The organism is Amycolatopsis sp. 195334CR, assembly GCF_017309385.1.
In the GTDB taxonomy this organism is placed as follows: Bacteria; Actinomycetota; Actinomycetes; order Mycobacteriales; family Pseudonocardiaceae; genus Amycolatopsis.
This window is the reverse complement of record NZ_JAFJMJ010000003.1, coordinates 192,185-215,223: the sequence shown is the minus strand read 5'-3', so window position 1 is coordinate 215,223 and position 23,039 is coordinate 192,185. Positions and strand designations below refer to the sequence as shown.

Here is a 23,039-nt window from a genome sequence, read left to right as displayed (position 1 = left end):
CCCAATGTCAGGCCGGTTTCCGGATGTTTTTCGCCTGTCGTCTGGCATTCCGCGGCTCAGTGTTCGATCATTGCGGCGGCAGGGGTCGAATGTGGCCCAGAACACGCTCATGCGGAAGGCGGAGAGACGTGGCTGACCTGAAGAAGGGCGCGCGGATCACCGGTAACACGCGCGACAAGCTGGCCGCTGACCTGAAGAAGAAATACGAGAAGGGCGCGAGCATTCGCGCGCTGGCCGAGTCCACCGGACGGTCCTACGGATTCGTCCACCGGGTGCTTTCGGAATCCGGCGTGCAGCTTCGCGGGCGCGGTGGGGCCACCAGGGTCAAGAAGAAGTAACAATCCGCTCGTCCGGGGTTTCGCGCGGAAAACACAGCATCGCGCCGAACAACGCCACCGGGTACACCAGATAGCCGAACCGGGTGGCGGGGGTGAGCAGGATCGAGGTGCCCAGCCCGACGGCGATGCGGAACATCGCGTCCGCGCCGGTGACCGGGGGACGGCGCAGCAGCCACCAGCTCAGCGCCAGCGCGGCGGCGGCCAGCAGGGCGATGGCGAGCACGTGGCCTGCCTCGCCGGTGCTCGCGATGAGGTAGCCGGGGAACGGGCTCGTCGCCGGCGAGCCCACCACGCCGAGCCCGGCCGGGAAGCGGATCACGTGTTCGGCGAAGGCGGCCGGGTCGGCGAGCAGCACGGGCAGGTTCACCACCGCGCACACCCCGGCGAAGGCGAGGGTCGCGGTGCCGAGCGCGCGGGCGCCGAGCCGGGCGGCGATCAGCACCGCGACCACCACCGCGGCGGGCAGCGCGGTCAGCTTGGCGCTGACCACCAGCGCCATCACCGCCGCCGCGGGCAGGTGGCGGTCCGTCGCCGCGAGCGCGGTGCCCAGCACCACCAGGCCGATGATCGCCAGGTCCGGCCCGGCCACCGCGAAGGTCAGCGCGGTGAGCGGGAAGGCCACCGCCAGCTGCGCGGCCGCCACCGGGACGCGCGGCCTGCCGAGCAGCCGCAGGCTCGCCCACACGCACAGCGCGGCGGTGAGCGCGAACATCAGCCGCGCGTCGGTGACCGGGCTGTCGCCGAACAGCGCCCTCGGCATGCCGAACACGGTCATCACCGGGCCGTAGGGGGTGTAGTCGTTGACCTCGGGCAGCCTGCCGAGCGCGTGCACGTCCACGTACGGGGTGCCGGTCTCGACCAGCAGCCGCGCCGAACGCTCGATCACCCAGACCTCGGGCTGCGCGCTCCACGACCACGGCGTGATCAGCCAGTCCACCCCGGTCAGCCGCCGGACGACCAGGGTGAGCAGCGGCGCGAGCATGCCGACCACGCCGACCGCGGCCACGCCCACCCAGCGGCTGCGCCACCACCCGTGCCGGTGCCCCGTCCGCGTGGCCAGCAGCCAGGCGGTGTGCGCGAAGGCCAGCCCGTAGGCGGCGGTGGCGAAGTTGCCCCAGACGCGGAAGCCGTAGAACTCGTTGGTGCGGGCCAGGATCAGCGCGTAGACCGCACAGGCGAAGTAGACCGCGAGGTCGATGGCGAGCGGGTGGGCGGACACGAGCTGCCGCAGTCGCTCGGAAACGGTGCGGACCACGCGATTCTGCTCACCTTCGCCACGGAAACCGGTCTTGTGGCATGCAGGTTACCGAGCGGACCGGGAAGAATTCCGCTGGATTGGGAACAACGGGTTGGATTTCACTGTTGTCCAGGGCATATCCGGTGAAAACCTCTATTTTACTTGAGGTTCTGGGGCGAAGGATGGGGCGCAGATGGAGAACACGTGGTCGCTGATGATGGGCGCGATGCAGGCGGAGACCGCGCCGAAGGGCCTGACCAGGGGGACGGTCAAGCGGGTGGCCAAGTTCGCCAGGCCGCATTGGCGAAGGCTCGCGGTCTTCGGCGGACTCACGGTGATCTCCGCGGTGCTCGCGGTGAGCACCCCGCTGCTGGCCGGCCGGGTGATCGACGTGATCACCGGCGGCGGGCAGGCCTCGGTGGTGGTGTGGCTGGCGCTGGCGATCGCCGGGCTGGCGGTGCTCGACGCCGCGCTGGGACTGGCCGAGCGGTGGCAGTCCGCACGCATCGGTGAAGGGGTGATCTTCGACCTGCGGCGCGCGGTGTTCGAGCACGTGCAGCGCATGCCGGTGGCGTTCTTCACGCGCACCCGCACGGGCGCGCTGGTGAGCAGGCTGAACAACGACGTGATCGGCGCGCAGCGGACGTTCACCGCGACGCTGTCCGGGCTGCTGACGAACTCGATCCAGCTGGTGCTGACCCTGGTGGTGATGCTGGCGCTGTCCTGGCAGGTGACCCTGCTGGCGCTGGTGCTGCTGCCGGTGTTCGTGCTGCCCGCGCGGCGAATCGGCAGGCGGATGGCCGGGCTGCAGCGGGAGGCGTCGGTGCTGAACGCGTCGATGACCACGCAGATGACCGAGCGGTTCTCCGCGCCGGGCGCCACCCTGGTGAAGCTGTTCGGCCGTCCGGCGGCCGAAGCCGACGAGTTCGGCGCGCGGGCCGGGCGCGTGCGGGACATCGGCGTGCGCACGGCGATGCTGACGCGGTGGTTCATGACCAGCCTGACCCTGGTGTCCGCGCTGGCGCTCGCGCTGGTCTACGGCCTCGGCGGCTGGCTCGCGCTGAACGGGCAGCTCGCCGCGGGCACGGTGGTCGCGCTGGCGCTGCTGCTGACCCGGCTGTACACGCCGCTGACCGCGCTGGCGAACGTGCGGGTGGACGTGATGACCGCGCTGGTGTCGTTCGAGCGGATCTTCGAGGTGCTCGACCTCGACCCGATGATCAAGGAGAAGCCGGAACCCAAGCGCCTGCCCGCCGACGACGCGGTGTCGGTGGAGTTCGAGGATGTGCGGTTCGGCTACCCGGCGGCGGACCGGTACTCGCTCGCGTCGCTCGAGGAAGTGGCCACTGTGGACGGTCGTGGTGGCGAGGAGGTGTTGCACGGCATCAGCTTCCGCGCCGAACCGGGGCAGATGGTGGCGCTGGTCGGGTCCTCGGGCGCGGGGAAGTCGACCATCGCCTCGTTGCTGCCGCGGTTGTACGACGTGGATTCCGGGGCGGTGCGGCTGTCCGGTGTGGACGTCCGTGACCTGAGCTTCGACGCGCTGCGGTCGACGGTCGGCGTGGTCACCCAGGACGGCCACCTGTTCCACGACACCATCCGCGCGAACCTGGTCTACGCCCAGCCCGGTGCCGAGGACGAGGAACTGTGGGACGCGCTGCGCCGGGCGCGGCTCGCCGAGACGATCGCCGCGCTGCCGGACGGACTGGACACGGTGGTCGGGGAACGCGGTTACCGCCTGTCCGGCGGGGAACGGCAGCGCCTGACCATCGCGCGGCTGCTGCTGGCGCGGCCGCGGGTGCTGGTGCTGGACGAGGCGACCGCGCACCTGGACTCGTCCTCGGAAGCCGCGGTGGGGGAGGCGCTGACCGACGCGCTGCGCGGGCGGACCGCACTGGTCATCGCGCACCGGCTGTCGACGGTGCGCGCGGCGGACCAGATCCTGGTGGTGGAGGGCGGCGCCATCGTCGAACGCGGGACGCACTCGGAGCTGCTGGCCGCCGACGGCCGGTACGCCGAACTGCACCGCACCCAGTTCACCAGCGACCCCACCCCGGTCTGACCGGAAGCCACGCTGTGAATGTGGCTTTCACAGCACCATCCGCTGTGAAAGCCACATTCACCGCATCCGGGGCCGCGCCCGGGATCAGCCCAGCATCGGCACGCGCGGCTGGTACCGCTCGAACAGCGCCGCGTTCGCCGCGTCGCCACCGTCCACGTTGGAGCTGCGCCACAGCGGGACCTCGACCCCCTCGGCCGCCGCCTGCTCCAGCACCGCGGTGAGCACCTGGCTCCACAGGAAGGCGTTGACCACAGTGGACAGCGGGCCGGTCACCGGGTTCTCGGCCGGGTAGCTGGCGTCACCCGGCCGGATACCGGTGTCCAGCACGATGGTGCCCTGCTCGACCAGCGTGCTCGCCGACCGCCGCGGCGCCGCCTCGACCGAGGCCCGCGAGCTGACCGCGATCACCGGGGCACCCGCTTCGCGCGCCGCCATCGCCAGTTCCACCGGGTACGGGTTCACCCCGGAGGTGGAGAAGACCACCAGGAGGTCGTCCGGGCCCGGCGCCTTGGCCGAGAGCACCTCGGCGGCCAGCCCGGACCGCCGCTCGGCCTTGGTGCTGCGTTGCGCGCCGTGCAGCGGCAGCAACTCCTCGTGGTAGAGCGGGTAGACGTTGGCGAGCCCGCCGGCGCGGTAGAAGGTCTCCGCCACCGCGGCCAGCGAATGCCCGGCGCCCGCGGTGAAGATCAGCGCGTCCGCCCGGATGGTCCGGACGATCTGGGCGGCGGCCGCGGTGACGGCCTCGGCGTTGTCCTGCCGCGCCCGCTCCAGCGCGGTCGCGGCGAGGTCGGCGAAAACGGGGGATTGGGTGGTGCTCACCACATCGTCCCTTCCTGGGAATGGTCGGCTACGAAGCAACCTTGCCATGATCGGAGCAGGAGGTGGGCGTGAGCGAAAGACAGGCCGCTGTCACGATCCGGCGGGCACGCGGACCAGTTCGCGCGGTGGTACTGGTGCTGCACGGCGGTGCCGAGCACGGCCGCGCCGTGGTGCGCCCGTGGCGGCTGGCCTACCTCCGGATGGTGCCGATCGCGAAGTCGCTGCACCGGGCCACCGCGCGCCACGGCGTCGAGGTGCGCCTGCTGCGCAACCGCGTCCGCGGCTGGAACGCGCCCGGGCTGGACGCGGTGCGCGACGCGCGCTGGGCGCTCGACGGCATCCGCGCCGACCACCCCGGGGTGCCGGTGGTGCTCGTCGGTCACTCGATGGGGGGCCGGGTCGCGCTGCGCGTGGCCGACGACCCCGCGGTGGCCGGGGTCTGCGCGCTCGCCCCGTGGACGCCGGAGGGCGAACCGGTGGCGGCGGTGCGCGGCCGCGCCGTGCTCATCGCACACGGCACCCGGGACCTGATCACCAGCCCGGCCGATTCCTACACCTTCGGCAGCCGGGCGGAGACCGTGGCTTCGCGGCTGGCCCGGTTCGAGGTCTCCGACGAGGGACACGCGATGCTGCGGCGCTCGCCGGTATGGACCAGGCTGGTCTGTGCTTTCACACTGGACACACTCGGATTGCCGCCGGCGGACGGCGTGCTGAGCGGGGCCTGGACCAGGCCGGCCGCGGAACGGCTGCGAATTCCGCTTTAGACGGCGCTATCGGTGGGAGGGTTTTTCACGGTGACCAGTTCCAGGGTTGATTCGGGGGCGGCGGAGGACGGCGCGTGGCGCGAACTGGCCACGCCGCCGCATTCGCCGATGCGGGCGAAGATCGCCGAGGCGTTGTTCCGGCGCGCGGTCCGGCCGCTCGACGTGCGCGTGGTCCTGCCCGGCGGCCGGTGGCTCGGCGCGGGCGGGCCCGAAGCGCCGTGCATGTACCTGCGGCGCCCGGCCGCCTTCTTCCACCGCCTCGGCGTGGACGCGAAAATCGGTTTCGGCGAGGCGTACATGGTCGGTGACTGGACCTCCGACGCGCTGGCCGAGGTGCTCACCCCGTTCGCCGAGCGGATGGCCACGCTGATCCCGCCGGTGCTGCAGCGGTTCCGGCGGCTGGTCGACCGGCGCCAGCCCGCCGACGAGGAGAACACGGTGGACGGCGCGCGGGCCAACATCCACCGGCACTACGACCTGTCCAACGACATGTTCGCCACCTTCCTGGACGAAACGATGACGTATTCGTCCGCTTTGTACGGTTCCTCCGAGGAGGCGCTGACCACCGCGCAGCACCGCAAGATCGACGGCGTGCTCGACTACGCCGGGGTGCGCGAGGGCAGCGAGGTGCTCGAGATCGGCACCGGCTGGGGCGAGCTGTCCATCCGGGCGGCCCAGCGCGGCGCCAGGGTCACCTCGCTGACCATCTCCGAGGAGCAGGCCGCGCTGGCCACCAAGCGGATCGCCGACGCGGGCCTGGCCGACCGGGTGGACGTGCAGCTGCGCGACTACCGCCTGTCCGAGGGGCAGTACGACGCGGTGGTCAGCGTGGAGATGATCGAGGCGGTCGGCGCGGACTACTGGCCGGCGTTCTACCGGACCATCGGCGAGCGGCTGCGCCCCGGCGGCAAGCTGGGCCTGCAGGCCATCACGATGAGCCACGACCGCATGGTGGCCTCGGCGTCCTCGTACACCTGGATGCACAAGTACATCTTCCCCGGCGGGCTCATCCCGTCGCCCGAATCCATCGAGACCGGGCTCGCCGAGCACGCCGGGCTGAAGCTGCGTGCCGCGCGCGAGTTCGGCCAGGACTACGCGCGCACGCTGCGCGAGTGGCGCGAGCGGTTCACCCACCGCTGGGCCGAGGTCTCCGACCTGGGCTTCGACGAGGTGTTCAAGCGGATGTGGGAGTTCTACCTGGCCTACTCCGAAGCCGGGTTCCGGTCCGGGTACATCAAGGTGCGCCAGCTCTCCTTCGGCAGGTAGACGGCCACTTCAGGGTGGTCGGCACAACCGGAAGGGGGTGTCGCACGTCCTTGTCTCCGGGAGCTGCGGTTCACTGTGCACCGCAGGCATGTCGGACGGCAGGAAACGGTGAGGTTGATGACCTACGGCGGAGACTACGGCGGGCAGGAGCCCCGCCCGGCCCCCCGAGGCCCGCGGCAACACCAGCGCGCGCAGATGCTGCCCATCCCGGGGCGGGAACAGCCGCCGCGGCGTGACGAGTACCCGGCGCCGCGCGAGGAGCAGCACATGCCGCCGCAGCCGACCATGCGCGCCCCGGTGCCGCCGCGCGGGCCGGAGGCGCCGCCGCGCCGGCCGATGCCGCCCGAGCGGCCGCCGCGCCGCCGCCGGTGGAGCTTCGGCAAGGTGCTGCTCAGCCTGCTGATGGTGTTCGTGGTCTTCCTCGCCGGGGTGTGGATCTACCTCGAGTTCTCCATCAACCGGATCGACGCGCTGGCCGACTACGAGGGCCGTCCCGCCGCGGGCGAGGGCACCAACTGGCTGATCGTCGGCTCGGACTCGCGGGCGGGGCTGGACCCGGAGGACGAGGCGCGCCTGTCCACCGGGGACACCGCCGGGCAGCGCACCGACACCATCATGCTCGCGCACATCCCGGACAACGACACCCCGCCGACGCTGCTCAGCCTGCCGCGCGACTCGCAGGTGAAGATCCCCGGCCACGGCACCAACAAGATCAACGCGGCCTTCTCCTTCGGTGGCCCGCAGCTGCTGGCCAAGACCGTGGAGGGCGCCACCGGCCTGCGGATCGACCACTACGCGGAGATCGGCTTCGGCGGGTTCGCCAACATCGTCGACGCCATCGGCGGGGTCGAGATGTGCCTCGACACCGAGATGAACGACACGAAGACCGGCGCCAAGCTGGCTGCGGGCTGCCAGGAACTCGACGGCGCGCAGGCGCTGAGCTTCGTGCGCATGCGCTACAGCAGCGCGACCCCGCGGTCGGACCTGGACCGGGTGGCCAACCAGCGCAAGTTCATCGGCGCGATGGTGTCCGAGATGGCCAGCCCGGGCACCCTGCTCAACCCGTTCTACCTGTTCCCGCTGCTGTCGGAGGCGCCGGAGGCGCTGACCATGGACGAGGGCGACCACCTGCACAACCTGGTCGGGCTGGCGTTCGCGATGCGCGGTATCTCCAGTGGTGGCGTGGTCACCACGACCGTGCCGGTCACCAACGCCTCGGCGGAGAACTGGGACAAGAAGAAGGCCGAGCAGCTGTTCGACGCGCTGAAGACGGACAAGGCGATCCCGGACAGCGTCATCGTCAACTGACGGTGGCGCCGCCCGGGACGGATGCGGTTTCCGGGCTCAGGCGGTGCGGCGGGCCCGCAGCGCGGCCAGCGCGCGGTCGGCGTGCACGCCCATGCGCAGTTCGCTCTTGATCACCTCGAGCACCTTGCGGTCGGTGTCGATGACGAAGGTGTGCCGCTTGGTCAGCAGCGGCCCGAACTTGCGGCGCACGCCGAACTGCGTGGCCACCGCGCCGTCCGGGTCGGCCAGCAGCGGGTAGTCGAAGCCGTGCGTGGCCGAGAAGAGGTGCTGCTTGGCCACGTCGTCGGGGCTGATCCCGACCCGCTGCGCGCCGACCGCGGCGAACTCGGCGGCCAGGTCGCGGAAGTGGCAGCTCTCCGCGGTGCAGCCGCTGGTCATCGCGGCGGGGTAGAAGAAGAGCACCACCGGCCCGTCGGCGAGCAACCCGCTCAACGACCGCGGCTGCCCGCGATCGTCGTCGAGGGTGAAGTCCGGGGCCAGGTCTCCCTGCTGCATGTGAAGAACTCCTCTGCCGTGCGCGGTGGACCGGTCGATCCTCCCTGGTCTTCGGAGCCACCCGCACGGCGGCCTGGTCTCACCCCGCCGCGGCGTGCCGGTCGATGAGTTCCTCGACATCGGACTTGGTGGCCGATTCGGCGATGAACGGGCCCCGCCCGGCGAGCACGCCCAGCGCCCGCAGCCGTTCCGCGTGGGCGGCGTCGCGCACGCCTTCGGCGCCGATCCGCAGGCCCATCTCCTTCGCGCGGGCGACCAGCTGCCCGAGGTGGCGCGAGGCGACCTCGTCGTCGCGGTCGGCGAGCGCGTCGACCACCTCGCCGGTGAGGATGACGTGCCGGACCGGCAGCTGGTGCGTGCGGATCAGCTCCAGATCGGCACTGCCGGACACCGCCAGCACCAGGTGCGCGCCGAGATCCGCGAGCACCGCCAGCGAGTCGATCACCTCACCGTGCGGGTCGAGCACCGACGGCCCGTCCGTGCACAACCGCAGCGCGCCCGCGGGCAGGTCGTTGCGGTCCAGCTCCTCCTTGACCAGCAGCACCAGATCCGGGTCGGTGGCCAGCCGGTACGGCAACCGCACGCACACCTCGGGCGCGGCGTCGCCGAACTTCTCGCGCCAGCGGGCCGTGGCCGCCAGCGACTCGGTGAGCAGCCACCGCCCGAGCGGGATCATCATGCCGGTGGTCGCCGCCAGCGGGTAGAAGTCCTCGGACTCCAGCGCGCCGAACTCCGGGTGGTCCCAGCGCAGCCCGGCGTTGACCACGGCCAGCTCGTGCTGCCGGGCCAGCCGCACGGTCGGCTGGAACACCAGCGAGAACTCACCGTTCTCCAGCGCGCCGGCGATGGTGGCGCCGAGCCGGTAGCGGCTGCGGTCGCGCGCGTCCAGCTCCGGGTCGAACAGCATCCACTGCGCCTTGCCCGCCTCCTTCGCGCGGTGCAGCGCGATCTCGGCGGCGCGGAGCAGTTCGTTCGCCGAGCCGCCCGCCGCCTTGCGGACCACTATCCCGGCACTGGCGCTCACGCCGACGCCGAGCTCGTCGTAGTAGACCGGCTCGGTCAGCTCGTCGAGCACCCGCTGCACCAGCGCGATCACCTCGGTGGCGTTCAGCTCGCCGTGCAGCAGCACCGCGAACCCGTCACCGGACAGCCGCGCGATGAACGCGTCGTGGTCGGCGAACACGGTGCCCAGCTTGCGGCCCACCGCGCGCAGCACCTGGTCGCCCAGTTCCGCGCCGAGGCCGTCGTTGATCACCTTGAACCCGTCGATGTCCAGGTACACCAGCGCCAGCTGGCCGGGGGAGTCCGCCGCCACCGCGGTGTCGAGCTTGGTGGAGAAGCTCAGCGCGTTGGGCAGCCCGGTCAGCGCGTCGTGCAGGGTCTGGTGCCGCAGCCGCTCCTGCAGCAGGTGCAGGTCGTTGACGTCCTCGACCATCAGCACCGGGTACACCCGGTCGGTGTTGTCGCCCGGCAGCTGGGACAGCGTGATGTTGACCCACAGCGGGTCGTCCTCGGCGTTGGAGAGCACGATCAGCTGGCGGTACAGGGAAAGATCGGCGCCGTCGAGTTCGGCCAGCCCGGTCCGCAGCGTCGCGGCGCCCTTGTCGGTGGAGGCCAGGCTCGGGATCGGCGTGCCGCGCAGCGACTCGGACCGGCGGCCGAGCATGCGGCCCAGCGCCGGGTTCGCCTCGACGATCACGCCGTCCTGATCGGCCAGTGCGATACCCAGCGGTGAAGCCGAATACAGCGCGGCGAACCGGAGTTTGGCGCCTTCGCGCGCGGGATCGGTGTCCTCGCTCAACTCCTGGGCGAAGGAGAGCAGGCTTCCCTCGAGTTCCTCGGGCGGAAGCGATACTCCTTCCGTGTCGGCCAATGTGGCCGCCCATTTGCGGGCGATCTCCACCAATCCTGGCGCGTCACCAGGTCTCGGCACACTCCACCTCTTCATGCGATGCAAAGGCCAGCTCAAAGCCCGTGCGGGGATCGGTGCGCCCGCACAGCACACGAGCCAGCCGAGAGTCATGTCACGTCATCACGCAGCACGCTGGGTGTCTACCGGCTGAAAGGGTGATGATCGGTACTCGAACGGGTACTCTGAGTGTGACAGATTATCGCCTGGTCAGGAGGATCGGGAGTCCGTCGGCGGGCACCGGTAGCGAAACGTAGTCCCAGCGCGCCTCGTAGCCCGCCGGGACCGACCAGCGGAACCGCCGCAGCATCTCGTGCAGCAGTGCCTTCACCTCGAACATGCCGAAGTGCAGGCCGATGCACTTGTGCGCGCCGCCGCCGAAGGGCATCCAGGCGAAGCGGTGGCCCCGATCTTCCCGCCGTGCCTCGGAAAACCGGTCCGGGTCGAAGCGCAGCGGATCGGTCCAGTACCGCGGGTCGAAGTGGTTGATCGTCGGCGACACGCCGACCAGGCTGCCCGCCGGCAGGTGGAATCCCAGAACTTCGGTGTCGTGCAGGGTTTTGCGGGCCATCGACGGTACCGGCGCGACCAGCCGCAGTGCCTCCTTGACCACCAGTTCCAGTGTGGACAGTTCACCGAGTGCGGCCACGTCGGGGATGCCGTCGCCGAGGCGCAGCGACTCCTCGCGCACGCGTTCCTGCCACTCGGGGTGCTTGGCCAGGTAGAAGACCGCGGCGGTGCTGGTGATCGTGGTGGTGTCGTGCGCGGCCATCATCAGGAAGATCATGTGGTTGACCACGTCGGCGTCGGAGAACCGCTCGCCGTCCTCGGTGGTGGCGTGGCACAGCGCGGAGAACAGGTCGTCCCCGTCGTCGCGGCGCTTGGCGGGCAGGTTCTCCCGGAAGTAGCGCTCCAGCACCTTGCGGCCGGTGAGCCCGGCGGCCCAGCGCCCGCCCGGCACCGGGTGCCGCACGATCGCCGTCCCGGCGCGGACCGAGTCGACGAAGGCGCGGTTGAGCTGTGCCGCCTCCGGGCCGCTGGGCGTGTCCATGAACACGCGGCTCGCCACGTCGAGGGTCAGCCGCTTGAGCGACCAGTACAGCCGCGGGCGCGAATCCGGTGACCACGCGCCGATCCCGTCGCGCAGCGCGGGCCCCATCTGGGCGACGTAGCCGGCCAGGCGGTCGCGGGTGAACGCCTCCTGCATGATCCGGCGGTGCCCGAGGTGCTCGCCGAAGTCGAGCAGCATCAGGCCGCGGTGGAAGAACTTCTCGATGAAGAACTCCCAGCCCTGCTGCGAGAACGCCTTGTCCTTGTTGACCAGCGCGATCTGGGTGGCCTCCGGCCCGCTGAGGCTGACGATCCGGCGGCCGAAGGCGCCCATCCAGGAGACCGGCCCGTACAGCTCGTGGCGCCGCAGCGCCCATTCGACGCCGAAGCGCATGAAGTCCAGTGAGTGCCCGATCAGCGGGGCGCCGTCGTCGCCGGGAATGGCCTTGAGGCCGCTGCCCGCCGGGGGCGCGGCGAGCTCCCTGGTCGGCCAGCGCTGCCCGAGCAGCCTGCGGTCGACCGCGCGGGGGAGCGGGATCGAGGTGAGCGGCGGGACGCGCTCGCGCAGCGCGCTGGTCACCTTGCTGACGGCGGGGCTCGGCACGGTCGGCTCCTCTCGTCGCTGAGAGAGATCACTGCGTGACCTGGTCCGTCCAGCTTGCCCGCTTGTTGGCGCTCTGACAAGAACGCGATCGGGTCAGTTCGCCGTGCGGCGCGGTGCCGTGAATGATGCTCCTATTGAGGTCAAGGGGTTGTTGTGAGGTTGGCCATGTCTGTGGTGATGGTTCGGTGGATTTCGCGTGCGACGTAGCGTTTGAGGCAGCGGATGATGTGTCGTTTGGGGAGGCCTTCGCGGGTGCGTCGTTCGAGGTAGGCGCGGGTGCGGGGGCAGTGGCGCAGGCGGACGATCACTATTCGGTGGAGGGCGGCGTTGGCGTGGCGGTCGCCGCCGCGGTTGAGGCGGTGGCGGTTGTTGCGGCCGCTGCTGGCGTCGATCGGGGCGGTGCCGCAGAGGTGGGCGAACTGGGCTTCGGTGGTGATGCGGTCGGGGTTGTCTCCGGCGGTGGCCAGGAGCTGGGCGGCGGTGTCGGGGCCGACGCCGAACACGGCGGTGGTGGCGGGCAGGACCTGGCGGGTCAGGGTGTTCAGGTCGGTTTTGGCGTCGGTGATCTCGGTGGTGAGGTCGGTGATGCGCCGGGCGAGGCGGCGGAGCGCGGTTTTCGTGGCGTTGACGGGGCTGGTGAGGTCGGTGCCGGGGCGCAGCCGGGCGCAGGCCCTGATCAGGGTTGTGCCGGTCAGGCCGGACAAGGATTCGCGTAGCGGGGCGGGGGCGGTGACGATCAGGGCGTGGAGCTGGTTGAGCGCGGCGGTGCGGGATTTGACCGCGCTGGTCAGCGCGGTGCGCAGGGCGGTGATCGCGGCGGCGGGCCCGGTGCCGGCTTTGGGGGTGGCCTCAGCGTGGCCGGCCAGGACGGCGCGGGCGGTGTTGATCGCGTCCTGGGTGTCGGTCTTTCCCTTGCGGCGGCGGGCATGCCGGTCGGGCTGGTTGACCTCCACCACCGTGACACCCTCGCCGGCCAGGTAGCGGGCCAGGCCCGCGCCGTAGGAACCGGTGCCCTCCACCCCGGCCGCGGACACCGTGCCGAACCCGGCCAGCCAGGTGCCCAGCGCGGTGTAGCCGGCGGTGGTGGCCGGGAAGGTGTGCGTGCCCAGTACCCGGCCGACAGGATCGAGCGCGGCGGCGGTGTGGGTGTCTTTATGGGTATCGACCCCGGCGATCACCGCGGTGTGCTGGGCAGTGTCGACGCCGGTGTGCTGATCAGTCATCCTGGTCTCTGCCGTCCCGTGGTGTTCAGTGGTCAGGGAGGGCACGTACCGGGCCAGCAGGGGTGGACAGCACAGTGATGGGTGTCCTGGTGGCACAGGCTCCTATCAAGTCACATCCCCTGGCCTGGTGACGTGCACGAACGGAGACCACCCCGGAACCGGCAGATCATTCGCAAGACAACCCCGGCCAGGGCATCAGTGGCTTTCCGGGCCAAGCCCCGGGGCAGCCCCCGTCCATACACACCATCATCACTGTGGCTTTCACAGCGGCAAGTGCCGTGAAAGCCACATTCACGGCGTGGGGCTAGTCGGTGGCGAGTTCGGCGCGCAGGCGGCGCGCGGCGGTGACCAGGTTCCGCAGCGCCGGTTCGACCTCGGCGTACCCCCGGGTCTTCAGGCCGCAGTCCGGGTTCACCCAGATCCGCTCACCCGGGACCGCGGCGACCGCCGTGCGCAGCAGGCCGGTCACCTCGTCGACGCCCGGCACCCGCGGCGAGTGGATGTCGTACACCCCGGGGCCGACCCCGCGCGCGAAGTCCCCGAGGCCGTCGAGGACCTCCATGCGCGAGCGCGCGGCCTCGATGCTGGTGACGTCCGCGTCGATCGCGTCGATGGCGGGCAGGATGTCCCCGAACTCCGAGTAGCACATGTGCGTGTGGATCTGCGTCGAATCCGCGATGCCCGAGGTGGCCAGCCGGAACGACTCCACCGCCCAGCCGAAGTACGCCGCGTGCTCCGCCGACCGCAGCGGCAGCAGTTCGCGCAACGCGGGCTCGTCGACCTGGATGATCCGGATGCCCGCCGACTCCAGGTCGTGCACCTCGTCGCGGATGGCCAGCGCGACCTGCCGCGCGGTGTCCGCCAGCGGCTGGTCGTCGCGCACGAACGACCACGCGAGAATGGTCACCGGCCCGGTCAGCATGCCCTTGACCGGCTTCGCCGTCAGCGACTGCGCGTACGACGCCCAGTCCACCGTCATCGGCGCCGGGCGGGACACGTCGCCGAACAGGATCGGCGGCCGCACGCACCGCGAGCCGTAGGACTGCACCCAGCCGAACTCCGTGGCCGCGAACCCGGCGAGCTGCTCGGCGAAGTACTGCACCATGTCGTTGCGCTCGGGCTCGCCGTGCACCAGCACGTCGAGGCCGAGATCTTCCTGCAGCCGCACCACCTTCTCGATCTCGTCGTGCATCTGGGCGCGGTAGGCCGCCGCGTCGATCCGCCCGGCCCGCAGCGCCGCGCGTGCCTTGCGCACGTCACCGGTCTGCGGGAACGACCCGATCGTGGTGCTCGGCAGCGGGGGCAGGCCGAGCGCCTCGGCCTGCGCCGCCGCGCGCCGGGCGTAGTCACCGCGGCGGCTGTGCTCCGGCTTCAGCGCGGCGAGCCGGGCCCGCACGCGGTCGTCACGCAGGTCACCGGCGTTCGCGCGCTCCGCAGTGGCCGCGCGCGCCGAGGTCAGGTCGGCGGGTTCACCGGCGAGCGCCCGGCCGAGCAGCACCACCTCTTCGACCTTCTGCTTGGCGAAAGCGAGCCAACCACGCAGTCGTCCGTCCACATCGGACTCGCGAGCGGCGTCGTAGGGCACGTGCAGCAGGGAGGCCGAAGTGGACACTCCGACCGCGGCCGCGGTGCCGAGCAGGGTCGCGGCCTTCGCCAGCGCGGCGTCGGCGTCGACCCGCCAGATGTTGCGACCGTCCACCACGCCGGCCAGCACTTCCTTGTCCCGCAACGCGCTTTCCGCCGCGACGGCGTGCACCGCGGCCGGATCGGTGACCAGGTCCACGGCCAGCGCCTCGATGGGGGAGCGGGCGAGCACGCCGAGCGCGTCCCCCAGCGCGCCGAAGTACCCGGCGACCAGCAGCTTCGGGCGACGCGCCAAGCCGCCCAGCGCCGCGTACGCCTGCCGGAGCGCCTCCAGCTCCTCGGGGGCGCGGTCGGCGGCGAACGCCGGTTCGTCCAGCTGGACCCACTGGACCCCTTCGTCGTGCAGCGTGGTGAGCAGCTGGGCGTACGCGGTGACCAGCCGCGGGAGCAGGTCGAGCGGCCGGAAGCCGCCGGGCGCGCCCTCGGCCGCCTTCGCCAGCAGCAGGTAGGTCACCGGGCCGACGAGCACCGGGCGCGTTTCCACGCCGATCGCCCTGGCCTCGCGGTACTCGTCGAGCGGCTTGCCACCGGTTGCGCTGAACTCGGTGTCCGGGCCCAGTTCCGGCACCAGGTAGTGGTAGTTCGTGTCGAACCACTTCGTCATCTCCAGCGCGGGTGCCTCCTGGACCCCGCGCGCCGCGGCGAAGTAGGTGTCGACCGGCGAAAGGCCGAGGCCGGTGAACCGGCGCGGCAGCGCGCCGAACAACACGGTGGTGTCGAGCACCTGGTCGTAGAAGGAGAAGGTGTTCGACGGGATCGTGTCGAGCCCGGCCTTCGCCAGGCCGCGCCAGGTGTCCAGGCGCAGTTCCCGCGCCACCTTCCGGAGTTCGGCCTCGTCGATCCGGCCTGCCCAATAGCCCTCGACGGCCTTCTTCAGTTCCCGGTCCGGACCGATCCTCGGGTAACCGAGAACGGTCGAACCCAGGCGGTTCTGCTCTGCCACAGCTCTCTCCTCGCGAGCTCGTCCGACGAGCCCGGGACGGCAAGGAGGGCACAGCACAGCACGAACCGGCGACACCTGGTTCGGCCGTGTCCTCCCGCGAGACCCGGACCCGCGCGCGCCGGCGGCGCGCGCACCACGGGCAGGTATTCGGACTCGCGGGCGGGGCTCCCAGAACGTGGGAGCCGGACCTACTGGCTGTCGCTTCCCGGGCGGTGCCCAGTGCTTGACCGCTTGCGCGGTGACAGCGTTCGTTCCCGCTTACCGCTGCGGGGCAGTCCCGGATTCGCACCGGGTTCCCTGTTGCCTCCCCGGCACGCGGCACGAAAAAAGCTCGGCCACGCCACCGGGGAACCAGTGGCGTGGCCGAGCCTAGCGGGCGGGATCAGTCCCAGTCGAGCGCGCCACCGCTCTGGTACTCGATGACGCGGGTCTCGAAGAAGTTCTTCTCCTTCTTCAGGTCCATCGCCTCCGACATCCACGGGAACGGGTTCTCGTTCTCGCCGTAGATCGGCGCCAGGCCGATCTGCTGCGCGCGGCGGTCGGTGATGAAGTGCATGTACTGCTCGCACAGCTGGGCCGACAGCCCGAGCATGCCGCGCGGCATGGTGTCCCGGGCGTAGGCGACCTCGAGCTCGCACGCCTCGGTCAGCATGCCCCGGATCTCCGCCTGGAACTGCTCGGTCCACAGGTGCGGGTTCTCGATCTTGATCTGGTTGATGCAGTCGATGCCGAAGTTCAGGTGGATCGACTCGTCGCGCAGGATGTACTGGTACTGCTCGGCGATGCCGACCATCTTGTTCCGGCGGCCCAGCGACAGGATCTGCGCGAAACCGGTGTAGAACCACATGCCCTCGAAGATCACGTAGAACGCCACCAGGTCGCGCAGGAACGCCTGGTCGGCCTCCGGGGTCCCGGTCTCGAAGTCCGGGTTCTCCAGGTTCTGCGTGTACTTCAGCGCCCACGCGTCCTTGTCGGAGATCGACGGCACCTCGCGGTACATGTTGAACAGCTCGCCCTCGACCAGGCCGAGGCTCTCGCAGATGTACTGGAAGGTGTGCGTGTGCACGGCCTCCTCGAAGGCCTGGCGCAGCAGGTACTGGCGGCACTCCGGGTTGGTGATCTGCCGGTAGACCGCGAGCACGATGTTGTTCGCCACCAGCGACTCCGCGGTGGCGAAGAAGCCGAGGTTGCGCTTGAGCATCTGCCGCTCGTCCTCGGTCAGCCCGTCGGGCGACTTCCACAGCGCGATGTCGGCCTGCATGGCGACCTCGGTCGGCATCCAGTGGTTGTTGCAGCCGGCCAGGTACTTCTCCCACGCCCAGGTGTACTTGAGCGGGAGCAGCTGGTTGACGTCGGCGCGGGCGTTGATCATGCGCTTGTCGTCGACGCTGATGCGCTCGGCTCCGCGCTCGATCTCGCCTAGGCCGGTGGCGTCGGTGAGCGGTGCTTCGGTGTTGGTCATCGTCAGGGGTTCCTTACTGGCAGGCTTCGCAGTCGGGGTCGTCGATCCGGCAGGCCGCGCCGTCGGTGGCGGCGAAGTCGACGTCCTCCACCTTCGGCATCTCCTTGGGCTCCGGCTGGGCCGGGGGCACCGCGGGCACGGAAGCCGACGGCGACGGCGACGGGGAAGGCGACGGCGAGGGGGCCGGGGCCGGGGTGGGCGAAGGAGCGGCGGCGGGTGCCGGGGCCGGCGTGGCCGAGACGGCGTTCAGCTTGCCGTCGGTGCCGCGCAGGGTGCTCTTCTCCACGTGCGTCGCGGACTGCGCCCGCAGGTAGTACGTGGTCTTGAGGCCCTTGTGCCAGGCGTAGCGGTACAGCTCGTCGAGCTTGCGCCCGCTCGGCGCGGCGATGTAGAGGTTCAGCGACTGCGCCTGGTCGATCCACTTCTGCCGCCGCGAGGCCGCGTCGACCAGCCACTTGCTCTCCACCTCGAACGCGGTGGCGTAGAGGGCCTTGAGGTCGTCCGGCACGCGGTCGATCTGGCCGAGGCTGCCGTCGAAGTACTTCAGGTCCGACACCATCACCTCGTCCCACAGGCCCCGCTCCTTGAGCGAGCGCACCAGGTGCGGGTTGACCACGGTGAAGTCACCGGACATGTTCGACTTGACGAAGAGGTTCTGGAACAGCGGCTCGATGGACTGCCCGACCCCGCAGATGTTGGAGATCGTCGCGGTCGGCGCGATCGCCATCACGTTGGAGTTGCGCATGCCGACGGTGCGCACGCGCTGGCGCAGCGGCTCCCAGTCCAGCGTGGTGGAGGTGTCCACGTCCAGCGCGTCACCGCGGCGGGCGTCGATCAGCAGCTGCATCGAGTCGATCGGCAGGATGCCCTTGCTCCACAGCGAACCCTCGAAGGTCTGGTACTGCCCGCGCTGCTCGGCCAGGTCGGTCGAGGCCGAGATGGCGTAGTAGCTGATGTGCTCCATGCTGCGGTCGGCGAACTCCACCGCGGCCTCGGACGACAGCGGCAGGCCCAGCTCGAACAGCGCGTCCTGGAAGCCCATCAGGCCCAGCCCGATCGGGCGGTGGCGCAGGTTGGACCGGCGTGCCTCGGGGATGGTGTAGAAGTTGATGTCGATCACGTTGTCGAGCATCCGCACCGCGGTGCGCACGGTCTTCTCGAGGCGCTGGGTGTCCAGGCCGTCCGGGCCGACGTGCTTGAGCAGGTTGACCGAGCCGAGGTTGCACACCGCGACCTCGTCGGCACTGGTGTTCAGGGTGATCTCGGTGCACAGGTTCGACGAGTGCACGACACCGGTGTGCTGCTGCGGCGAGCGCAGGTTGCACGGGTCCTTGAAGGTGATCCACGGGTGCCCGGTCTCGAACAGCATGGTCAGCATGCGGCGCCACAGCTCGACCGCGCGGACCTTGCGGAACACCTTGATCTCACCGCGCTCGGCGGCGGCCTCGTACTCGCGGTAGCGCTCGGCGAACGCGTTGCCGTAGAGGTCGTGCAGGTCGGGGACCTCGTTGGGGGAGAACAGGGTCCAGCCCGCGTTGGCCTCCACCCGGCGGAGGAACTCGTCGGGCACCCAGTTCGCGGTGTTCATGTCGTGGGTGCGGCGGCGGTCGTCACCGGTGTTCTTGCGCAGGTCGAGGAACTCCTCGATGTCCACGTGCCAGGTCTCGAGGTAGGCACACGCCGCGCCCTTGCGCTTGCCGCCCTGGTTCACCGCGACCGCGGTGTCGTTGGCGATCTTGAGGAACGGGACCACGCCCTGCGACTGCCCGTTGGTGCCCTTGATGTGCGCGCCGAGGCCGCGGACCGGGGTCCAGTCGTTGCCCAGCCCGCCCGAGTACTTCGCCAGCAGCGCGTTGTTCTTGTACGCCTGGAAGATCGAGTCCAGGTCGTCGTCCACCGTGGTGAGGAAGCAGGAGGACAGCTGCGGGCGGGTGGTGCCCGAGTTGAACAGCGTCGGCGTCGAGGCCATGAAGTGGAACGACGAGAGCAGCTCGTAGAACTCGATGGCGCGGGCTTCGCGGTCGTCCTCGCGGATGGCCAGGCCCATCGCCACGCGCATGAAGAACGCCTGCGGCAGCTCGAACCGGGTGCCGTCGTGGTGCTGGAAGTAGCGGTCGTACAGCGTCTGCAGGCCGAGGAAGCCGAAGTCGAGGTCGCGCTCGGGGCGCAGCGCGGCGGTGATCCTGTCCAGGTCGAACGAGGCCAGCTCGCTGTTGACCAGCTCCAGCTCGATCGCGCGGCGCAGGTAGTCGCGGAAGTAGCCGGGGTAGACCTCGGCCATCTCGTCCTGGCTGGCCTGGCGCGGGCGGCCGGCCAGGTAGCTCAGCGCCTCGGCGCGCAGCTTGTCGGCCAGCAGGCGGGCGCTGACGTAGGAGTAGTTCGGCTCCTGCTCGACCAGCGTGCGGGCGGCCATGATCTGGGCCAGCGCCAGCTCGTCGGCGGAGATGCCGTCGTAGAGGTTGCGGCGGGTCTCGGCCAGCACCGGCTCGGCGCTGACGTCGGACAGCCCGGCCACGGCCTCGCCGACCACGTGGGCCACGCGGTCCCAGTCCAGCGGGCGCAGCGCGCCGTCGGCGGACTTGACGTGCAGCACGTTCTCGTCACGCGCGGGGGCGGCGGCCGCGGCGCGGGCCTTGGCGCGCTCGTCGCGGTACAGCACGTAGGCGCGGGCGACCTTGTGGTGCTCGCCGCGCATCAGCATCAGCTCGACCTGGTCCTGGATCTGCTCGATGTGCAGCGAGGTCTCCGGGCCGGCGTGGCGCAGCAGCGACTGCTCGACCTGCTCGGTCAGCTCCGCGACCAGGTGGTGGATGCGCGAGGACGCGGCGGCGTCGTCACCTTCGACGGCGAGGAACGCCTTGGTCATCGCCACCGAGATCTTGTTCGCGTCGAACGGCGACACACTGCCGTCACGGCGGATGACGCGCACGGTGGCGGTCTGGTCCGTGACGGACGGTGGCCGCTGGGTTGTCTCGGTGATGTCCAGTGACATGCGTGGCTCCAAAAGGGCGCGTTGGTTCCCCACACCGTCTCGAGAGGCGGTGTGCTGTGCGGTGGTGCAGGTCTGGCCGAGGGAGCTGAACAGCGGTCTCCCGTCGCTGCTGCGCTCTCGGTGCCCAGAGACTACATGTAGGGGTGTCGGCGCGCACATGCCCCAACGGGTGGCGTGTCGCGGCGTTCCCGAATGCTGAACTCGACCCTCCCCCAGGCAGGTTAGGGGCTGGTGCTCGGCTGCTGCTCAGGGGAGGTTTGGCCGTTGTTGAACAGTGTGCGGATCACCCGCGGCGCTGGGCCGTTCGGCATCCGGAACGCCACTCAGAGTGATGCCCCGGCACCAGGCGGTACCGGGGCATCCCTCGTCCGGGAGGGCGGTGATCACCCGCCCCGGGGGGGCTACTCGCCGAACGTGAGGCGGAAGTCGGCCAGCGCCACGCTCGGGCCGGGACGGCGGCCGTCGAGGAAGCCGAGCGGGCCGTCCGGATTGAGGTTCCAGCTCGCCGAAGCCAGGTGCGGGCGGGCGGCCGAGCGGACCGGGGTGTACTTCAGCGCGCCCGAGAGTTCCTGCGCGATGCTGAACGCGGCAGGCGGCGCGAACGGCAGCCCGGCGCGCCGGGTGAAGGCCGCGGTGGCGATCCAGCCGCCGGCCAGGCTCGCCGAGGCGGTGAAGGTGCGGCCGTGGGTGAAGTCGAACGCGGCGAGGTCCTTCGGGATGCCCCACAGCCCGCGGCCACCGGCCAGCGACACCTCGCTGTCCACCCAGATGTCGGTGATCGACCCGGTGGCGCGCGTGCCGTTGCGGACCGCGACGGTGGCCAGCAGCTCGTGGTAGGAGAGCTGGCCGGGCGGCTGGTAGTCGAGCCAGGCGGTGACCACGATCGCCTGTCCGGCGAGCACCACCGGGTCCAGTCCGGACGGCAGCGCGGGCAGCGCGTCCACCGGCACCCGCCAGGTGGTCGCGTACGCCTGCCCGGCCAGGTTCCAGGGTTCGGGCGGGTAGGCGGTCACTTCCCGGCCACCCACGGCAGGTGGCCCGGCAGGTCCTCGGGCACGCGCAGCTTGAACTCCGGCCGGCGCTTCTGCAGGAACGACAGCACGCCCTCGACCGCGTCCGGATTGGTGGACAGGCCGCCGATCAGCTTCGAGTCGACCTCGTGCACCGGGAACGGGGAGTCCGCGGAGGCCATCCGGTAGAGCAGTTGCCGGGTGACCGCGACCGAGACCGGCGCGGTCGTCTCGATCAGCTCGCGGGCCAGTTCGTACGCCTTGTCCAGCAACTCCTCCGGTTCGTGCACGCGCTGCACCAGACCGGCCTCGAGCGCCTCCTCGGCGCCGAACACGCGGCCGCTGATCATCCAGTCCATCGCGGTGCCCATGCCGACCAGGCGCGGCAGGAACCACGCCGACGCGCCTTCGGGATAGATCCCGCGGCGCACGAACACGAAGCCGAAGCGGGCGTCGGTGGAGGCCAGCCGGTAGTCGGCGGACAGCGTGATGGTGATCCCGCCGCCGATGGCCGCGCCGCGGATCGCCGCGATGACCGGCTTGTTCATCGTGAACACGCGCTTGGAGCAGCGGCCGGCCGGCTCCTGCCACTCCGGGTCGGGGCCCTTCTCCGCGTCGAAGTCGAACCCGCCCTGGGACAGGTCGGCCCCGACGGAGAAGTTGTCGCCCGCGCCGGTCAGCACCACCACGCGGACCTGCTCGTCGTGGTCGGCCCGGTCGAAGGCGTCGCCGAGCTCGTCGGCCATCTTGATGGTGTAGCCGTTGCGTGCTTCCGGCCGGTTCAGCGTGATCGTCGCGATCCGGTCGCTGACCTGGTAGGTGATGTCGGTGTACCCCGTGTGCGACACAGGTGCTCCTTTGCTCCGCGTGCGACGAAGATAAGGCGGTTCCCGGCTTACTGGCAAGCTGTCAACAAGCTGCCGAGGAACTCGCTCGCCCGCCGCGCGGCGTCGCGGCCCTCCGGCAGGTTCGAGAAGATCGGGAACACGTGGATCTGCCCCGGCCAGACCTCGAGCTCGGTGCGGTCGTGGGTGCCGGCGAAGCGGTGCGCCTCGTCCAGCAGTGATTCGGTGTCACCGACCTGCAGCAGGATCGGCGGCCAGCCCGTCTTGTCGGCGCCGAGCACGTCGAGGCGTGGATGGCTCCACGGCGTGCTGGTCAGGTAGGCGTCGCGGCATTTGGCGGCGTAGGCGGGGGAGAGGAACGGGTCGCGCTGCTTGCCGTCCCGCTCGGCCGCCGAAGCGACGCTCAGGTCCAGCCACGGCGAGATGAGGTAGGCGCCCGCGGGCTGCGGCAGGTGCAGCCGAGCGAGGTCGCCGAGCAGGCAGGCGGTCAGGTGCCCGCCCGCGGAATCCCCGGCGACCAGCAGCTTCTCCGGCGGGTACCCCTGCGCCAGCAGCAACCGGTAGGCGTCGAGCGCGTCGTCGGCCGCGGCCGGGAACGGGTGCTCCGGCGCCCGGCGGTAGTCCAGCAGGAACACCGGCACGCCGACCTGCTTGGACAGCCGGTAGGCGAAGGTGCGGTGCGACCGCGGTGAGCCGAACACATACCCACCGCCGTGCAGGTAAAGCAGCGCGCCGCGGGTCGGGTCGGCGCCGGGTGCGCGCATCCACACCCCGCGCACGCGGCCGTAGCGGGCGGGCCAGGCCCTGGTGCCGCGGGGGAGCCGGGTCAGCCCGGCGCTGTCGGCGATCCGGCGGATGCCGCGCAGCTGGTAGCCCCTCGGCGCGGAGCGATCGGCGAGCGGGCGGACGCGGGTGGCGAAGGCGGTGCGGAGGCGGACACTTTCCGGGCTGGGCGCTTCTCGCGGCATGCCCCGACTCTAGCCCCGGTCCGGCGCAAAACAATCATGCACGCTTGATTTTTCTTGGTCCCGGTGCCACGCTCGGCGGCGGGGCAGCAGTGGACGAGGA

Annotated in this window: 17 protein-coding genes and 1 riboswitch; of the genes, 5 read left to right on the top strand and 12 right to left on the bottom strand. The window is 70.8% G+C overall.

Annotation, left to right across the window (positions count from 1 at the left end; translation table 11 throughout):
* Positions 1-128: 128 nt before the first annotated feature.
* Positions 129-338, top strand: a complete 210-nt coding sequence (locus JYK18_RS38090; RefSeq protein ID WP_005437638.1) for a helix-turn-helix domain-containing protein — start codon at positions 129-131, stop codon at positions 336-338.
* Here the strand turns inward: JYK18_RS38090 and JYK18_RS38085 are convergent.
* A complete protein-coding gene (locus JYK18_RS38085) occupies positions 325-1,593 on the bottom strand; it encodes a glycosyltransferase 87 family protein (RefSeq protein WP_206808646.1) in 1,269 nt (422 codons plus the stop codon). The two genes, JYK18_RS38090 and JYK18_RS38085, sit on opposite strands and share 14 nt — an antisense overlap.
* A 175-nt stretch (positions 1,594-1,768) precedes the next feature.
* Between JYK18_RS38085 and JYK18_RS38080 the strand changes: the two genes are divergently transcribed.
* Positions 1,769-3,637, top strand: a complete 1,869-nt coding sequence (locus tag JYK18_RS38080) for an ABC transporter ATP-binding protein (RefSeq protein ID WP_206808645.1) — start codon at positions 1,769-1,771, stop codon at positions 3,635-3,637.
* A gap of 84 nt (positions 3,638-3,721) precedes the next feature.
* On the opposite strand, the gene JYK18_RS38075 is transcribed toward JYK18_RS38080, so the two are convergent.
* Positions 3,722-4,459, bottom strand: coding sequence for a sugar isomerase domain-containing protein (locus tag JYK18_RS38075; RefSeq protein ID WP_307796247.1), 738 nt, complete (start codon positions 4,457-4,459; stop codon positions 3,722-3,724).
* Positions 4,460-4,524: 65 nt separating this feature from the next.
* Here JYK18_RS38075 and JYK18_RS38070 point away from each other — a divergent pair, with 65 nt between their 5' ends.
* The 3 genes from JYK18_RS38070 (at position 4,525) to JYK18_RS38060 (ending at position 7,794) form a co-directional block, all read left to right on the top strand.
* Positions 4,525-5,220 (top strand): alpha/beta hydrolase, encoded by a 696-nt coding sequence (locus JYK18_RS38070; RefSeq protein WP_206808643.1) that lies wholly within the window; start codon positions 4,525-4,527, stop codon positions 5,218-5,220.
* A gap of 30 nt (positions 5,221-5,250) precedes the next feature.
* Positions 5,251-6,486: a cyclopropane-fatty-acyl-phospholipid synthase family protein gene (locus JYK18_RS38065; RefSeq protein WP_307796246.1), complete on the top strand. Its 1,236-nt coding sequence runs from the start codon at positions 5,251-5,253 to the stop codon at positions 6,484-6,486.
* A gap of 117 nt (positions 6,487-6,603) precedes the next feature.
* Complete coding sequence (locus JYK18_RS38060; RefSeq protein WP_206808642.1) at positions 6,604-7,794, top strand: LCP family protein; 1,191 nt, start codon at positions 6,604-6,606, stop codon at positions 7,792-7,794.
* Between the two features lie 36 nt (positions 7,795-7,830).
* Here the strand turns inward: JYK18_RS38060 and JYK18_RS38055 are convergent, their stop codons facing one another.
* From JYK18_RS38055 to JYK18_RS38010, 10 genes are all read right to left on the bottom strand, one after another.
* Positions 7,831-8,289, bottom strand: coding sequence for a peroxiredoxin (locus tag JYK18_RS38055; RefSeq protein WP_206808640.1), 459 nt, complete (start codon positions 8,287-8,289; stop codon positions 7,831-7,833).
* Positions 8,290-8,368: 79 nt separating this feature from the next.
* The gene (locus JYK18_RS38050; RefSeq protein WP_307796340.1) at positions 8,369-10,186 is read right to left on the bottom strand and encodes a diguanylate cyclase domain-containing protein; all 1,818 of its coding nucleotides are present in this window, start codon (positions 10,184-10,186) and stop codon (positions 8,369-8,371) included.
* 211 nt (positions 10,187-10,397) lie between these two features.
* Entirely contained in the window at positions 10,398-11,852 is a 1,455-nt protein-coding gene (locus JYK18_RS38045) for a cytochrome P450 (protein ID WP_206808633.1), read from the bottom strand.
* A gap of 140 nt (positions 11,853-11,992) precedes the next feature.
* Entirely contained in the window at positions 11,993-13,075 is a 1,083-nt protein-coding gene (locus JYK18_RS38040) for an IS110 family transposase (RefSeq protein ID WP_206806962.1), read from the bottom strand.
* A 304-nt stretch (positions 13,076-13,379) separates the two neighbouring features.
* Positions 13,380-15,662 carry a 5-methyltetrahydropteroyltriglutamate--homocysteine S-methyltransferase gene (gene metE / locus JYK18_RS38035; RefSeq protein WP_206808632.1) on the bottom strand — a complete coding sequence of 761 codons (2,283 nt, stop codon included), beginning with the start codon at positions 15,660-15,662 and terminating at the stop codon, positions 13,380-13,382.
* 120 nt (positions 15,663-15,782) lie between these two features.
* A riboswitch (cobalamin riboswitch) is annotated at positions 15,783-15,996 on the bottom strand.
* Between the two features lie 48 nt (positions 15,997-16,044).
* Complete coding sequence (locus JYK18_RS38030; RefSeq protein ID WP_206808631.1) at positions 16,045-17,124, bottom strand: ribonucleotide-diphosphate reductase subunit beta; 1,080 nt, start codon at positions 17,122-17,124, stop codon at positions 16,045-16,047.
* A 13-nt stretch (positions 17,125-17,137) separates the two neighbouring features.
* Complete coding sequence (locus JYK18_RS38025) at positions 17,138-20,116, bottom strand: ribonucleoside-diphosphate reductase subunit alpha (RefSeq protein WP_206808630.1); 2,979 nt, start codon at positions 20,114-20,116, stop codon at positions 17,138-17,140.
* A gap of 401 nt (positions 20,117-20,517) precedes the next feature.
* Positions 20,518-21,129: an acetoacetate decarboxylase family protein gene (locus JYK18_RS38020; protein WP_206808629.1), complete on the bottom strand. Its 612-nt coding sequence runs from the start codon at positions 21,127-21,129 to the stop codon at positions 20,518-20,520.
* Positions 21,126-21,974: an enoyl-CoA hydratase-related protein gene (locus JYK18_RS38015; RefSeq protein ID WP_206808628.1), complete on the bottom strand. Its 849-nt coding sequence runs from the start codon at positions 21,972-21,974 to the stop codon at positions 21,126-21,128. The genes JYK18_RS38020 and JYK18_RS38015 overlap by 4 nt, the downstream gene beginning before the upstream one ends.
* 47 nt (positions 21,975-22,021) lie before the next feature.
* Positions 22,022-22,939: an alpha/beta hydrolase gene (locus JYK18_RS38010; RefSeq protein WP_206808627.1), complete on the bottom strand. Its 918-nt coding sequence runs from the start codon at positions 22,937-22,939 to the stop codon at positions 22,022-22,024.
* Between the last annotated feature and the right edge of the window lie 100 nt (positions 22,940-23,039).